Origin of the sequence: Vibrio echinoideorum (genome assembly GCF_024347455.1) — a bacterium.
Taxonomy (GTDB): Bacteria; Pseudomonadota; Gammaproteobacteria; order Enterobacterales; family Vibrionaceae; genus Vibrio; species Vibrio echinoideorum.
The window spans coordinates 306746-320945 of sequence record NZ_AP025483.1 but is presented as its reverse complement, the minus strand read 5'-3'; the positions used below and the strand labels follow the sequence as shown (position 1 = coordinate 320945).

The window sequence follows — 14200 nt, the reverse complement described above, 5'->3', positions numbered from 1 at the left end:
TCTACTCCTTAAGCTACGTAACAGATGATTTCACCGCCAAGACCTGCTTTGCGAGCAGCACGGTCAGACATCAGACCCTTGGAAGTAGAAACAACTGCAATACCAAGACCACCCATCACTGTAGGTAAAGAGTCTTTATTTTTATAAACTCTTAGACCAGGACGTGATACGCGCTTGATTTGCTCGATTACAGGTTTAGCTTGGAAGTACTTAAGTGTAACTTCTAGCTCAGGTTTTGCTTCGCTGTCAACAGCGAAGTCAACGATGTAACCTTCAGCTTTAAGTAATGCAGCAATTGCAACTTTAAGCTTTGAAGAAGGCATTTTTACAGCAACTTTATTTGCTGCCTGACCGTTGCGAACGCGGGTCAGCATATCCGAAATCGGATCTTGCATGCTCATAAGATTTACTCCAAATGATTAAGTGGCAATTACCAGCTAGCCTTACGAAGACCCGGAATCTCGCCTTTCATGCAAGCCTCACGAACCTTAATACGGCTTAGACCGAATTTACGTAGGAAACCGTGTGGACGACCAGTTTGGTTGCAACGGTTGCGCTGACGTGATGCACTTGAATCACGTGGAAGAGATTGCAGTTTAAGAACCGCATTCCAACGATCTTCTTCAGATGCGTTTACATCGCTAATGATAACTTTTAGCGCAGAACGCTTTTCAGCGAACTTAACTACTAGTTTTGCACGTTTAGCTTCACGTGCTTTCATTGATTGTTTAGCCATAACAGTAACCCTACCCTTACTTACGGAATGGGAAGTTAAAGGCAGCCAGCAGAGCTCGGCCTTCCTCATCGGATCCCGCAGAAGTCGTGATAGTAATATCAAGACCGCGGACACGATCGACTTTATCGTAGTCGATTTCCGGAAAGATGATTTGCTCGCGAACGCCCATGCTGTAGTTACCGCGTCCGTCAAAAGACTTAGCGCTAACACCACGGAAATCACGTACACGTGGAAGTGCGATAGAGATTAAACGCTCTAAAAATTCCCACATGCGCTCACCACGCAAGGTTACTTTACAACCGATTGGGTAGCCTTCACGAATTTTGAAACCAGCTACAGATTTACGCGCTTTAGTGATAAGTGGCTTTTGACCAGAGATCGTTGCCATATCAGCTGCTGCGTTTTCTAGCAGTTTCTTATCGTTGATTGCTTCACCAACGCCCATATTTAGGGTGATTTTCTCAATCCTAGGGACTTGCATGACGCTTGTGTAGCTGAACTCTTTGGTAAGCTCAGCGACTACAGACGACTTGTAGTAATCATGCAGTTTCGCCATAGTAGAACTCCAAATTACTTCTAATTAGTTAGAAACAGTTTCGCCGTTAGATTTGAAGAAACGAACTTTCTTGCCATCTTCGATACGGAAACCGATACGGTCTGCTTTACCAGTAGCCGCGTTAAAGACTGCAACGTTAGAAGCATCAATAGCTGCTTCTTGTTCAACGATGCCACCTTGTTGACCTAGAGCCGGAACCGGCTTTTGGTGCTTTTTAACAAGATTGATGCCTTCAACAACAACTTTACCAGTTGTCAGAACCTTAGTTACTTTACCTTTCTTGCCTTTATCTTTACCAGCAAGAATGATTACTTCGTCATTACGACGGATTTTAGCTGCCATGTTGCCGCTCCTTACAGAACTTCAGGTGCAAGTGATACAATCTTCATGAATTTCGCGTTACGAAGTTCACGAGTCACAGGACCAAAGATACGTGTGCCGACTGGTTGCTCAGTAGTGTCATTTAACAATACACAAGCATTACTGTCGAAGCGAATGACAGAACCGTCTGGGCGACGAACGCCTTTACGGGTGCGAACTACTACCGCCTTCAGAACATCACCTTTCTTTACTTTACCGCGAGGAATCGCTTCCTTCACTGTAACCTTGATGACGTCACCGATATGTGCATAACGGCGGTGAGAGCCACCCAGAACCTTAATACACATTACCTTGCGCGCGCCAGAGTTATCTGCTGCGTCAAGTGTACTTTGCATCTGGATCATTGTTAGTGCTCCGCTAAATATTAAAACTAGACCCTCTCGGGTCGGGCTGCCTCTTTAAAAGGGACGCGAATTGTACCACCCTTTTTTTAAATTGGGTAGACAAAAAACAAGCGGCTCCAAAAAATTATTTGGAGCCGCTTATAAGTTATAGAATTACAAAGATTAAATCTTCGCTTTTTCTAGAACTTTAACCAATGTCCAAGACTTAGTCTTAGACAGAGGACGACACTCAGCGATTTCAACTTTGTCGCCTAGGCCACAAGTGTTGTCTTCGTCGTGTGCGTGTACTTTAGTCGTGCGTTTGATGAACTTACCGTAAATCGGGTGTTTTACAGTACGCTCAATAGCAACAACGATAGACTTGTCCATCTTGTCACTTACTACACGGCCTTGCTGGATGCGGTTAGTTTCGCTCATTATGCGCCTGCCTTTTCAGTCAAAACAGTTTTCACACGTGCGATGTCACGGCGTACAGCTTTTAGAGTATGAGTTTGCTGAAGTTGACCAGTTGCAGCTTGCATGCGCAAGTTAAACTGTTCACGTAGCAAATTCAATAGCTCAGCGTTAAGCTCTTCAACGTTCTTTTCGCGTAGATCTTGTGCTTTCATCACATCACCTGCTTAGTTACAAAAGTAGTTTTAACAGGCAGTTTGCGCGCCGCTAGGCGGAACGCTTCACGTGCCAACTCTTCAGGTACGCCATTCATCTCGTACATAACTTTGCCTGGTTGGATTTGAGCAACCCAATACGCAACTGAACCTTTACCTTTACCTTGACGAACTTCAAGAGGCTTTTCAGTAATAGGTTTGTCTGGGAAAACACGGATCCAGATTTGACCTTGACGCTTAATGTGACGTGTCATAGCACGACGTGCCGCTTCGATTTGACGTGCAGTCAGACGACCACGGCCAACAGCTTTAAGACCGAATTCGCCGAAGCTTACTTCAGTACCTTTAGCTAGACCACGGTTACGACCAGTCATAACCTTGCGGAACTTAGTACGTTTTGGTTGTAGCATCGTTCGACTCCTTACTTACGGCCTTTACGCTGCTTCTTAGGCTTATCGCCTTTTGGCTCTACTGCGTTAGCAGCTGGCATTCCGCCTAGAATCTCACCTTTGAAGATCCAAACTTTAATGCCGATCACACCGTATTGAGTGTGAGCCGAAGAAGTTGCGTAATCAATGTCTGCACGTAGAGTGTGTAGAGGCACACGGCCTTCACGGTACCACTCTGAACGTGCGATTTCAGCACCGCCAAGACGGCCGCCTACTTGTACTTTGATGCCTTTAGCGCCTAGACGCATAGCATTTTGTACCGCACGCTTCATTGCACGACGGAACATAACACGACGCTCTAGTTGAGACGCGATGCTATCAGCTACAAGCTGACCATCTAGCTCAGGTTTACGTACTTCAGCGATGTTAATTTGCGCTGGTACACCTGCGATTTTAGCTACAGCTGCGCGTAGCTTCTCTACGTCTTCACCTTTCTTACCGATAACAACGCCAGGGCGAGCAGTGTGAATAGTCACACGGATGCTCTTAGCTGGACGCTCGATAACGATACGAGATAATGATGCTTTTTGTAGTTCCTTGGTAAGGAACTGACGTACCTTGAAGTCGCCGTCTAGGTTGTCAGCGAATTCGTTGGTATTAGCAAACCATGTAGCATTCCAAGGCTTGACGATGCCAAGACGAATACCATTAGGATGTACTTTCTGACCCATTGCTTACTCTCCTAGTCTTTAGCGATCTGCTACAACAATAGTGATGTGGCTTGAACGCTTCAAGATACGATCCGCACGGCCTTTAGCACGAGGCATAATACGCTTCATGATAGGGCCCTCATCTACGAAGATTTTAGCGACATTTAGATCGTCGATATCTGCACCTTCGTTATGTTCCGCGTTAGCGATAGCTGACTCAAGAACTTTCTTAACTAAAACAGCAGCTTTTTTGTTGCTGAAAGTTAGAATTTCTAGAGCCTGGTCTACCGACTTACCGCGAATTTGGTCTGCAACTAAGCGAGCTTTCTGTGGAGAAATACGAGCAAAGTTATGTTTAGCTAAAGCTTCCATCATCTACTCCTTATTTCTTCTTAGCTTTCTTATCTGCAGCATGACCGCGATAAGTACGAGTTGGTGCAAATTCGCCTAGTTTGTGACCGATCATTTCTTCGGTAACGAAAACAGGGACGTGCTGACGACCATTATGGACAGCGATGGTCAAACCAATCATTGTTGGGATGATCATTGAGCGACGGGACCAAGTCTTAATAGGCTTTTTGTCTCCGCTTTCCACCGCTTTCTCTACCTTCTTCAGCAAGTGTAGGTCAATAAAAGGACCTTTCTTGAGAGAACGTGGCATGGCGATTCCTCTTTATAAATTATTTAGTGCGACGACGTACGATGTACTTGTCAGTGCGCTTATTCTTACGAGTCTTGAAGCCCTTAGTAGGAACGCCCCAAGGAGATACTGGGTGACGACCACCAGATGTGCGGCCTTCACCACCACCATGTGGGTGATCCACCGGGTTCATTACTACACCACGTACGGTTGGACGTACGCCGCGCCAGCGTGAAGCACCAGCTTTACCAAGTTCACGTAGCATATGCTCAGAGTTACCAACTTCACCGATCGTTGCACGACCTTCAGAAAGTACTTTGCGCATTTCACCAGAACGTAGACGGATAGTTACGTATGCACCATCGCGAGCGATGATTTGAGCATAAGCACCAGCCGAACGAGCTAGTTGTGCACCTTTACCAGGCTTAAGTTCAACACAGTGTACAGTAGAACCTACTGGGATGTTGCGCATCGGCAGAGTGTTACCTGCTTTGATTGCAGCATCTACGCCAGATTGAATCTGGTCGCCTGCGTTAACACCTTTAGGTGCAATGATGTAACGACGCTCACCGTCTGCGTACAGAACTAGAGCGATGTTAGCACTACGGTTTGGATCGTATTCTAGACGCTCAACTTTCGCTGGGATGCCATCTTTAGTACGTTTGAAGTCAATCAGACGGTAATGGTGCTTATGACCACCACCGATGTGACGTACTGTAATACGACCGTTGTTGTTACGACCACCGTTCTTAGAGTTTTTCTCTAAAAGTGGTGCGTATGGCTTACCCTTGTGCAGGTCAGCGTTAACAACTTTAACGACGTGACGACGACCAGGGGAAGTCGGCTTACATTTAACAATAGCCATTTTTACTACTCCTGTTATTCCGCGCCGCCAACGAAGTCAAGATCTTGACCTTCTTTCAAAGTAACGTAGGCTTTCTTAATGTCTGAACGACGGCCTTCACGCATACCTTGACGTTTGGTCTTACCCTTTAATACAAGAGTATTTACAGACTTAACTTCAACTTCAAATAGCTTTTCTACAGCTGCTTTGATCTCTTTCTTAGTTGCATCTTTAGCTACTTTGAAAACGATAGTGTTCGCTTTCTCAGCTGCCATAGTTGCTTTTTCAGAGATGTGCGGAGCACGTAGAACTTTTAAGATACGCTCTTCAGTGATCATGCTAGCATCTCCTCAACTTGCTTAACTGCATCAGCAGTCATCAGAACCTTGTCGAAAGCGATTAGTGATACTGGATCAACACCAGCAACATCACGTGCATCTACTTTGTAAAGGTTACGAGCAGCTAAGAATAGATTTTCATCTACTTCGCCAGTCACAATCAGAACGTCGCTTAGCTCAAGCTCTTTAAGCTTAGCTGCAAGTTCTTTTGTTTTTGGTGCTTCTACAGAGAAGTTATCAACAACGATTAAACGCTCTTGACGAACTAGCTCAGAAAGAATGCTTTTCATAGCACCGCGATACATTTTTTTGTTTACTTTTTGGCTGTGATCTTGTGGTTTCGCAGCAAAAGTAACACCACCTGTACGCCAGATTGGGCTACGAATTGTACCAGCACGTGCACGGCCAGTACCTTTTTGGCGCCATGGCTTAGCACCGCCGCCTGATACTTCAGAACGAGTCTTTTGAGCACGAGTACCTTGACGAGCACCTGCTGCATATGCAACAACTACTTGGTGTACTAGAGCTTCGTTAAAGTCACGTCCGAAAGTAGTCTCGGAAACAGTTAGTGCATCAGCACCTTTAACCATCAATTCCATTACTTACTCCTAGACGTTATGCTTTAACAGCAGGTTTTACGATCACGTTACCGCCTGTTGAGCCTGGTACTGCACCTTTAATAAGGAGTAGATTGCGCTCAGCGTCAACACGTACGATCTCTAGGTTTTGAGTCGTTACACGCTCAGCTCCCATGTGACCTGCCATTTTCTTGCCTTTAAACACGCGGCCTGGAGTTTGACATTGGCCAATTGAACCCGGTGCGCGGTGAGACAAAGAGTTACCGTGAGTCATATCTTGAGTAGAGAAATTCCAACGCTTGATAGCGCCTTGGAAGCCTTTACCTTTAGATGTACCAGTAACGTCTACTTTTTTAATTTCGTTGAAAAGTTCTACGTTTAGCTCAGCGCCAACTTCAAACTCTTCGCCGTTTTCTAAACGGAATTCCCAAAGACCGCGACCTGCTTCTACACCCGCTTTCGCGAAGTGACCAGCTTCAGGTTTAGTTACACGGTTAGCTTTCTTAGCACCAGTAGTTACTTGGATTGCTGCGTAGCCGTCTGTCTCAAGAGTTTTAACTTGAGAAATACGGTTCGCTTCAACCTCAACAACAGTTACTGGGATAGAAACGCCTTCTTCAGTAAATACGCGGGTCATACCCACTTTACGTCCGACTAGACCAATCATTATTCTTATCTCCCTTAACCTAGGCTGATTTGAACATCAACGCCAGCTGCAAGATCAAGACGCATTAGAGCATCAACAGTTTTATCTGTTGGCTCAACGATGTCGATCAAACGCTTGTGAGTACGAATTTCGTACTGGTCACGTGCATCTTTGTTGACGTGTGGAGAGGTAAGAACAGTGAAACGCTCTTTACGAGTAGGAAGTGGAATAGGACCACGAACCTGTGCGCCAGTACGTTTTGCTGTTTCAACGATTTCCGCAGTTGAAGCATCGATTAACTTGTAATCAAACGCTTTAAGGCGGATACGAATACGTTGGTTCTGCATGAGACAGAGCTCCAATTATTAAAAATTACACAAACAATATCGCCACTCAAGCTCGAAAGAACGAGAGAATGCCGATTGATTTATGTGAAACCGTAGCATCCAAAATCAGGACGCATTGTCAGTTAACTTTTGAAGCAAACACGAAGTTTACTATTTTTATTAACCGCGAACATAAGCTGAGTATACATTACTAGGTAAGACCTACTCCTCAGTGCTCATTGGTTCACAAACCGGCGTTAGCCAGTGCGATGTATTATACAGATCACGTTTTAGGATGCAAGTAGCGTTGGGGAAATAATCGAAATATATTGAAGGAGGGCGTTTTTTTTCTTGGGGTCGCGTGTAGTAAAGAGGTATTTCTTTATAAATAACAAAAGGGAAGCCGAAGCTTCCCTTTTCAGATGCGTGCTCTTCTAATGAAGAGTGTGCAAAAATCTAAATGCTATTAAGCGAAGATTTTAGCTACAACACCAGCACCAACTGTACGGCCACCTTCGCGGATTGCGAAACGTAGACCTTCGTCCATTGCGATTGGAGCGATTAGCTCAACAGTCATTTGAACGTTGTCACCTGGCATTACCATTTCTACGCCTTCAGGTAGAGTGATATCGCCTGTTACGTCAGTTGTACGGAAGTAGAACTGTGGACGGTAACCCTTGAAGAAAGGAGTGTGACGGCCGCCTTCGTCTTTAGAAAGTACGTATACTTCAGACTCGAACTTAGTATGTGGGTTGATTGAACCTTTAGCAGAAAGTACTTGGCCACGTTCAACGTCATCACGCTTAGTACCACGTAGAAGTGCGCCAACGTTCTCACCTGCACGACCTTCGTCAAGCAGTTTACGGAACATTTCAACACCAGTACAAGTAGTAAGAGTAGTTTCTTTGATACCAACGATTTCTACTTCGTCACCTACACGTAGGATACCGCGTTCGATACGACCAGTAACTACTGTACCACGACCTTGGATTGAGAATACATCTTCAATAGGAAGTAGGAACGGTAGATCAACAGCACGCTCTGGAAGTGGAATGTAAGAATCTAGTGCTTCTGCAAGCTCAACGATCTTGTCTTCCCACTGCTTTTCGCCGTTTAGAGCGCCAAGTGCAGAACCTTGAATTACTGGAAGGTCGTCTCCTGGGTATTCGTACTCAGAAAGAAGCTCACGAACTTCCATTTCTACTAGCTCAAGTAGCTCTTCGTCATCAACCATGTCACATTTGTTCATGAATACGATGATGTAAGGGATACCAACTTGACGACCAAGTAGGATGTGCTCACGAGTTTGTGGCATAGGGCCATCTGTAGCAGCAACAACTAGGATACCGCCGTCCATTTGAGCAGCACCAGTGATCATGTTTTTAACATAATCGGCGTGTCCAGGACAGTCTACGTGTGCGTAGTGACGTGCAGGAGTATCGTACTCAACGTGAGAAGTTGCGATTGTGATACCGCGCTCGCGCTCTTCTGGAGCGTTATCGATAGATGCGAAATCTTTAGCAACACCGCCGTACACTTTTGCAAGTGTAGTACAGATAGCAGCAGTTAGAGTTGTTTTACCGTGGTCAACGTGGCCGATAGTACCAACGTTTACGTGCGGTTTCGTACGTTCAAATTTTTCTTTAGACACAATCGTGTTCCTTCCTAGTTATGATTCGCCACGTTCATTATTGAGCGAGACGCGCCAGAAATTGCTATTTTATGCGCCAACTCTCGTTAGCGCAATATTTGGACGCATTGTTCTTTCAAAAAATGAAAAAAAATGCCTCCCTCTTGTTTAACCACGCTCTGCAATGATTGCATTTGCAACATTTTTTGGCACTTCAGCGTACTCACTAAACTCCATAGAGTAAGAAGCACGACCTTGTGTCGCAGAACGTAAATCAGTTGCGTAACCGAACATGACAGACAACGGAACTTGTGCACGAATTATCTTCAGGCCAGCTGTCCCCTCGTCCATACCTTCGATGAGGCCACGGCGACGATTAATATCACCAACAACATCACCCATCCAGTCTTCTGGAGTAGTTACTTCAACTTTCATCATAGGCTCAAGCAGAACCGGTTGCGCTTCAAGTGCACCCGATCTGAAAGCCATAGAGGCAGCGATTGTAAACGCCATCTCACTTGAATCTACTTCATGGTAAGAACCATCATATAGTGTAGCTTTGATATCCAAAACTGGATAGCCGGCAAGTACACCATTGTTCATCTGCTCTTCAACGCCTTTAGCAACTGAAGCGATAAACTCTTTTGGTACAATACCGTTGGCAATTTCGTTTACGAAAACAAAACCTTCGCCAACTTCTGATGGTTCTAATTTAAGCCATACGTGACCGTATTGACCTTTACCACCATGTTCGCGGATGAATTTACCTTCCGCTTTCGCGGTACCACGAATGGTCTCACGGTAAGCAACTTGAGGATTACCAACGTTGCAGTTAACGTTAAATTCACGTTTCATGCGGTCAACGATGATATCTAAGTGCAGTTCACCCATGCCAGAGATTAGTGTCTGGCCTGTTTCGTCATCCGTTTCAACACGGAACGATGGATCTTCTGCAGCTAGTTTACCTAACGCGATGGTCATTTTATCTTGATCAGCTTGAGAGCGAGGCTCTACAACGATCTGAATTACTGGGTCTGGGAATTCCATGCGCTCAAGAACGATTTTATGGTTCTGGTCACAAAGCGTCTCACCAGTGGTAACATCTTTAAGGCCAATAATGGCTGCGATGTCACCTGCTCGTACTTCTTTTACTTCTTCACGCTTGTTTGAGTGCATTTGAACAATGCGCCCTAAACGTTCACGTTGTTTCTTCACTGAGTTGTAAGCTGTTTTACCGCTTTCAACCACACCAGAGTAAACACGAATGAAAGTTAAAGTACCAACAAATGGGTCTGTTGCTATTTTAAATGCTAGCGCTGAGAACGGTTCTTTATCGTCTGCATGACGCTCTACTTCGTTCTCGTCTTCATCGGTACCTTTAATTGCAGGTACATCGACTGGAGAAGGAAGGAAATCAACCACTGCATCTAGAACAGCTTGTACACCTTTATTTTTGAAAGCACTACCGCAAGTTGCGAGTACGATTTCATTGTTAAGGGTACGAGTACGAAGACCTTGTTTGATTTCAGCTTCTGTCAATTCACCTTCTTCAAGGTACTTATCCATCAGCTCTTCATTTGCTTCTGCAGCAGCTTCAACAAGTTCTGTACGATATTCTTCAGCCATCTCTTGCATGTCAGCTGGAATATCTTCGTACGTAAAAGTCATGCCTTGGTCAGCTTCGTTCCAGTTAATTGCCTTCATCTTAATAAGATCGACAACACCCTGGAAATTTTCTTCAGCACCAATGTTAAGTTGAATTGGGATGGGAGTCGCGCCTAGGCGATCCTTGATCTGTTCAACTACACGCAAGAAATCTGCGCCTGTACGGTCCATTTTGTTAACGAAAACCATACGTGGAACTTGGTACTTATCAGCTTGACGCCATACTGTCTCTGACTGAGGTTCAACACCAGATGAGCCACAGAAAACAACTACTGCACCATCAAGTACACGCAAAGAACGTTCAACTTCGATAGTGAAGTCTACGTGTCCAGGGGTATCAATGATGTTGATACGGTGGTCTGAGTACTGAGCTTCCATACCACGCCAAAACGTAGTCGTTGCTGCTGAAGTGATCGTAATACCGCGCTCTTGCTCTTGCTCCATCCAATCCATGGTTGCTGCACCATCGTGAACTTCGCCGATTTTGTGAGAAAGACCGGTATAGAACAGAATACGTTCACTTGTGGTTGTTTTACCTGCATCTACGTGAGCAACGATACCGATATTACGGTATTGCTCTATAGGAGTTTTACGAGCCACGGTTGAATCCTCTTATTAGAGACTTAGGGACTATTGCTATGTCTAGATTATGCGTTAAAAGCGATGCTTCGCTAAAAAGTGCTTGCCCTAGAAATAGCAATAGTTCCTAGCATAAGCATAGGAACTAAAGAAGTGCCGCAAGGAATCTTGCAGCACTAAAAAGGTATTACCAGCGGTAATGTGCGAACGCTTTGTTTGCGTCAGCCATGCGGTGAACGTCTTCACGTTTCTTAACCGCAGTACCTTTGTTCTCAGACGCGTCTAGCATTTCAGCAGCTAGGCGTTGAGCCATAGATTTTTCACCACGCTTACGCGCAGCTTCAACTACCCAACGCATAGCAAGAGCGTTACGGCGAACCGGACGAACTTCTACAGGTACTTGGTAAGTTGAACCACCCACACGGCGAGATTTAACTTCTACCGCTGGACGAACATTTTCAAGAGCTTCTTCAAATACAGCTAAGTGATCTTTACCAGATTTCTCAGCCATAGTTTCTAGTGCAGTGTAGACAATCTTCTCTGCAGTAGATTTTTTTCCGTCAACCATAAGGATGTTAACGAATTTTGCCAGCAGTTCAGATTTGAACTTAGGATCTGGAAGGATCTTACGCTGGCCTATTACGCGACGACGTGGCATGGAATTTCTCCGTTGTCTTCTTCAGGTTTTTTCCAAAACTTTTCAGAATAATAAATAAATAGTGTTTGGCCTTACTTAACGCTTTCTTTTTAAAAAAGACGCATTAAGACTTAGGACGTTTCACACCATACTTAGAACGACCTTTCTTACGGTCGTTAACGCCTGCACAGTCAAGTGCACCGCGAACAGTGTGGTAACGCACACCTGGTAAATCTTTAACACGACCACCACGGATAAGAACAACACTGTGTTCTTGAAGGTTATGACCTTCGCCGCCGATGTATGAAGTAACTTCAAAGCCGTTAGTTAGACGAACACGACATACTTTACGTAGTGCTGAGTTCGGTTTTTTTGGAGTAGTAGTATATACGCGAGTACATACACCACGTTTTTGTGGGCACGCTTCTAGTGCAGGCACGTTGCTTTTAACAACCTGCTTTACACGAGGAGTACGTACCAACTGGTTAATAGTTGCCATTAACTAGCTCCTGATTTACTTGAAAGTAAGCTTGATGAAAAATCTAGCCCTATACACATAGTGTAAATAGGGACGCAAAATTCTATTCAGCAGTGGGATGTGTGTCAAGAAATATACAGATCTTTTTTAGCCATCCAGAGCTCAAGATGGTTTAATTTTAACCATCTTGATAAAGCGCGGCTACCAAGTCACTGATTTATCGTTTAAAACCGTCAGTTCAACGAATCCATCGAAGTCGACTTGAATAAACGAACCTAAGACTAATTGTTGTAAGCCTCGACTGTTTAGATCTGGTTTTAATACTGACACTCGTTCGATCATCGAGATTTGATTGAATAACTCATGATTAGGTAGGCAAACATACACAGCATCTTCGGTTAAAAGGAAGTGATCTTGCTGCTGTGAGTAAGTCAAAGCGAGCTTGAGTTTGTCTACTGATCTTACAATATGAAGCATAATGAACCTTAGAAAGTCAGTACTTGTTGGCACAGAGCTAGCTTCTGCGTTAACTCATCAGTTTCTAACGCGGTTACATCGATTAATAAATCGTCTGTTGAAAGGCCAAATTGATTCAGGCTACGTTGACACACGTACACCTGTTCGATGTCGTAAAGGTCCATTAGCTTAAACGCGGAGGTGTAGTCACGTGATAGTGTTTCGTTCGGCTGCTGAGCTTTGAGGAGCTGTGTAACGCCATTACCGACAAAGAATACGGTAATATCCTCACTATAAGCTGAAGCCGCTAGCAATGCATCTAGCCCTTCTCTACCCGCAGCGGTAGTGTGAGGAAAACTATTAAATATGAAGGCTAACTTTCTCAAAACTGTACAACCCTGTCTTGCGTTAATAGAGCTTCAGATAAGCTCCCTAACCCAGCTTGCGTAAAACTTGGAGCTAAATTGGAACCACTCAACTGATGCTGCTCGGCTTCTTCTGAGCTAATCACACCTCGTCTTAGCGCTGCTGCAACGCAGGTTTCGAGGCTAATATCATGTTCAATTGCAAGTGCTTGCCACGCTGAAGCCAAATCAAATTCATCATTAGCAGGGACAGTAAGAGCTGAGCCATTGCTAACGCCATCTTGATAGAAAAATACACTTTTAAGCTTGTGGCCCTGTATTAATAGAGCCACCGCAAACTGATAAGCACTTCTTGCAGATTGTGAACCGTAAACAGGCCCATTGACTAAGAGCGTATAGCTTAACAACCCTCTTCATCCTCTGTTTTACGTTGACGGATGTACAAGTACACAGTGTGCTTAGAAATATTAAGTCGCTCAGCGACACGGTTAATCGCATCTTTGATGTCGAAAATACCTTTGTCGTATAGCTCCATCACGATTTGACGGTTTTTGGTGTTGTTTGATACTGATTTGTCTGCATTGATTTCTTCAATCGTGCGCTCAACCGTTTGGTCGACAAGTTCTTCAACGTCACTAGCGAAGTTAACGGATGACGCCGCTTCATCTGCGTCTTGTGTTGGCATGAAAGATTGCAGCACTTGTGAGAAAGGCGCATCTAAGTTCACATTAATACACAGTAAGCCAATCACTCGGTCTTCACCATTGCGGATAGCAACTGTGATCGACTTCATTAATACTCCGCCTTTAGCGCGAGTAAAATATGAACGTGAGAAGTTACGCTTAGAACCTTCAATATCTTTCAGCATCTTCAAAGCAAGATCGGTGATGGGCGAGCCAACCTGACGACCTGTATTTTCGCCGTTGGCAATTTTAATCGCAGAAGTATTGAGGTCTTCTAAAGAGTGTAAAACGATTTCACAAAACGGACCGATCAGACTCGCAATACCATCCACTACGGCCTCATAAGATCTTAAGATAATTTTATCGTGTTCACTGAATGGCATGACATGGACTGATTCCATTTCGAGTAACATGTCCGCATTGACTGTTTCTGTAGTAGTCACTTATTCCTTACCTTCGTGTGAAAAATCAACAAATTTATGTAAGTTTATCAGAAAATTTTAATTGCACACCTAGCTAACATTGCAACTAGTGATTTAGAACAAGTTTAAAAATCAAATACTCATCTTTAAAGCATAAAAAAAGCCTAACTTAAAGTTAGGCTTTTTATT

The 14200-nt window shown here is 44.4% G+C and carries 24 protein-coding genes; all 24 read right to left on the bottom strand.

Features of this window, described 5'->3' with window-relative positions:
* Positions 1-8 precede the first annotated feature (8 nt).
* Entirely contained in the window at positions 9-401 is a 393-nt protein-coding gene (gene rpsH, locus OCV36_RS01490; protein ID WP_009847785.1) for a 30S ribosomal protein S8, read from the bottom strand.
* Between the two features lie 29 nt (positions 402-430).
* Complete coding sequence (rpsN, locus tag OCV36_RS01485) at positions 431-736, bottom strand: 30S ribosomal protein S14 (RefSeq protein WP_017076298.1); 306 nt, start codon at positions 734-736, stop codon at positions 431-433.
* Positions 737-752: 16 nt separating this feature from the next.
* Entirely contained in the window at positions 753-1292 is a 540-nt protein-coding gene (rplE, locus tag OCV36_RS01480; protein ID WP_004738790.1) for a 50S ribosomal protein L5, read from the bottom strand.
* Between the two features lie 24 nt (positions 1293-1316).
* The gene (rplX, locus tag OCV36_RS01475; protein WP_004736742.1) at positions 1317-1634 is read right to left on the bottom strand and encodes a 50S ribosomal protein L24; all 318 of its coding nucleotides are present in this window, start codon (positions 1632-1634) and stop codon (positions 1317-1319) included.
* Positions 1635-1645: 11 nt separating this feature from the next.
* Positions 1646-2017 (bottom strand): 50S ribosomal protein L14, encoded by a 372-nt coding sequence (rplN, locus tag OCV36_RS01470; RefSeq protein WP_004736740.1) that lies wholly within the window; start codon positions 2015-2017, stop codon positions 1646-1648.
* A 162-nt stretch (positions 2018-2179) separates the two neighbouring features.
* Complete coding sequence (gene rpsQ, locus OCV36_RS01465; RefSeq protein ID WP_004736739.1) at positions 2180-2434, bottom strand: 30S ribosomal protein S17; 255 nt, start codon at positions 2432-2434, stop codon at positions 2180-2182.
* Complete coding sequence (gene rpmC, locus OCV36_RS01460) at positions 2434-2625, bottom strand: 50S ribosomal protein L29 (protein WP_004736737.1); 192 nt, start codon at positions 2623-2625, stop codon at positions 2434-2436. Before rpmC ends, rpsQ begins: the two co-directional genes overlap by 1 nt.
* The gene (gene rplP, locus OCV36_RS01455; RefSeq protein WP_004736736.1) at positions 2625-3035 is read right to left on the bottom strand and encodes a 50S ribosomal protein L16; all 411 of its coding nucleotides are present in this window, start codon (positions 3033-3035) and stop codon (positions 2625-2627) included. The genes rpmC and rplP overlap by 1 nt, the downstream gene beginning before the upstream one ends.
* Positions 3036-3046: 11 nt before the next feature.
* A complete protein-coding gene (rpsC, locus tag OCV36_RS01450) occupies positions 3047-3745 on the bottom strand; it encodes a 30S ribosomal protein S3 (protein WP_004736734.1) in 699 nt (232 codons plus the stop codon).
* Positions 3746-3763: 18 nt separating this feature from the next.
* The gene (gene rplV, locus OCV36_RS01445; protein ID WP_004736732.1) at positions 3764-4096 is read right to left on the bottom strand and encodes a 50S ribosomal protein L22; all 333 of its coding nucleotides are present in this window, start codon (positions 4094-4096) and stop codon (positions 3764-3766) included.
* A 10-nt stretch (positions 4097-4106) separates the two neighbouring features.
* Complete coding sequence (gene rpsS / locus OCV36_RS01440; protein ID WP_004736729.1) at positions 4107-4385, bottom strand: 30S ribosomal protein S19; 279 nt, start codon at positions 4383-4385, stop codon at positions 4107-4109.
* Between the two features lie 19 nt (positions 4386-4404).
* Positions 4405-5229, bottom strand: a complete 825-nt coding sequence (rplB, locus tag OCV36_RS01435; RefSeq protein ID WP_017076297.1) for a 50S ribosomal protein L2 — start codon at positions 5227-5229, stop codon at positions 4405-4407.
* A 14-nt stretch (positions 5230-5243) separates the two neighbouring features.
* Positions 5244-5546, bottom strand: a complete 303-nt coding sequence (rplW, locus tag OCV36_RS01430) for a 50S ribosomal protein L23 (RefSeq protein ID WP_017076296.1) — start codon at positions 5544-5546, stop codon at positions 5244-5246.
* Positions 5543-6145, bottom strand: coding sequence for a 50S ribosomal protein L4 (gene rplD, locus OCV36_RS01425; protein ID WP_017076295.1), 603 nt, complete (start codon positions 6143-6145; stop codon positions 5543-5545). Before rplD ends, rplW begins: the two co-directional genes overlap by 4 nt.
* A 16-nt stretch (positions 6146-6161) precedes the next feature.
* A complete protein-coding gene (rplC, locus tag OCV36_RS01420; protein ID WP_004736763.1) occupies positions 6162-6791 on the bottom strand; it encodes a 50S ribosomal protein L3 in 630 nt (209 codons plus the stop codon).
* Positions 6792-6805: 14 nt separating this feature from the next.
* A complete protein-coding gene (gene rpsJ / locus OCV36_RS01415; RefSeq protein ID WP_004736761.1) occupies positions 6806-7117 on the bottom strand; it encodes a 30S ribosomal protein S10 in 312 nt (103 codons plus the stop codon).
* Between the two features lie 445 nt (positions 7118-7562).
* Positions 7563-8747, bottom strand: a complete 1185-nt coding sequence (gene tuf / locus OCV36_RS01410) for an elongation factor Tu (protein WP_135457668.1) — start codon at positions 8745-8747, stop codon at positions 7563-7565.
* Between the two features lie 147 nt (positions 8748-8894).
* Complete coding sequence (fusA, locus tag OCV36_RS01405) at positions 8895-10991, bottom strand: elongation factor G (protein WP_017073677.1); 2097 nt, start codon at positions 10989-10991, stop codon at positions 8895-8897.
* Between the two features lie 166 nt (positions 10992-11157).
* Positions 11158-11628, bottom strand: coding sequence for a 30S ribosomal protein S7 (gene rpsG / locus OCV36_RS01400; RefSeq protein WP_017073678.1), 471 nt, complete (start codon positions 11626-11628; stop codon positions 11158-11160).
* A 103-nt stretch (positions 11629-11731) separates the two neighbouring features.
* Entirely contained in the window at positions 11732-12106 is a 375-nt protein-coding gene (gene rpsL / locus OCV36_RS01395; protein ID WP_012604917.1) for a 30S ribosomal protein S12, read from the bottom strand.
* A gap of 180 nt (positions 12107-12286) precedes the next feature.
* A complete protein-coding gene (gene tusB, locus OCV36_RS01390; protein ID WP_135457751.1) occupies positions 12287-12562 on the bottom strand; it encodes a sulfurtransferase complex subunit TusB in 276 nt (91 codons plus the stop codon).
* Between the two features lie 8 nt (positions 12563-12570).
* Positions 12571-12927: a sulfurtransferase complex subunit TusC gene (gene tusC / locus OCV36_RS01385; protein WP_135457749.1), complete on the bottom strand. Its 357-nt coding sequence runs from the start codon at positions 12925-12927 to the stop codon at positions 12571-12573.
* Positions 12924-13313, bottom strand: coding sequence for a sulfurtransferase complex subunit TusD (gene tusD, locus OCV36_RS01380; protein WP_135457746.1), 390 nt, complete (start codon positions 13311-13313; stop codon positions 12924-12926). The genes tusC and tusD overlap by 4 nt, the downstream gene beginning before the upstream one ends.
* Positions 13307-14032, bottom strand: a complete 726-nt coding sequence (locus tag OCV36_RS01375; protein ID WP_012604921.1) for a helix-turn-helix transcriptional regulator — start codon at positions 14030-14032, stop codon at positions 13307-13309. Before OCV36_RS01375 ends, tusD begins: the two co-directional genes overlap by 7 nt.
* Between the last annotated feature and the right edge of the window lie 168 nt (positions 14033-14200).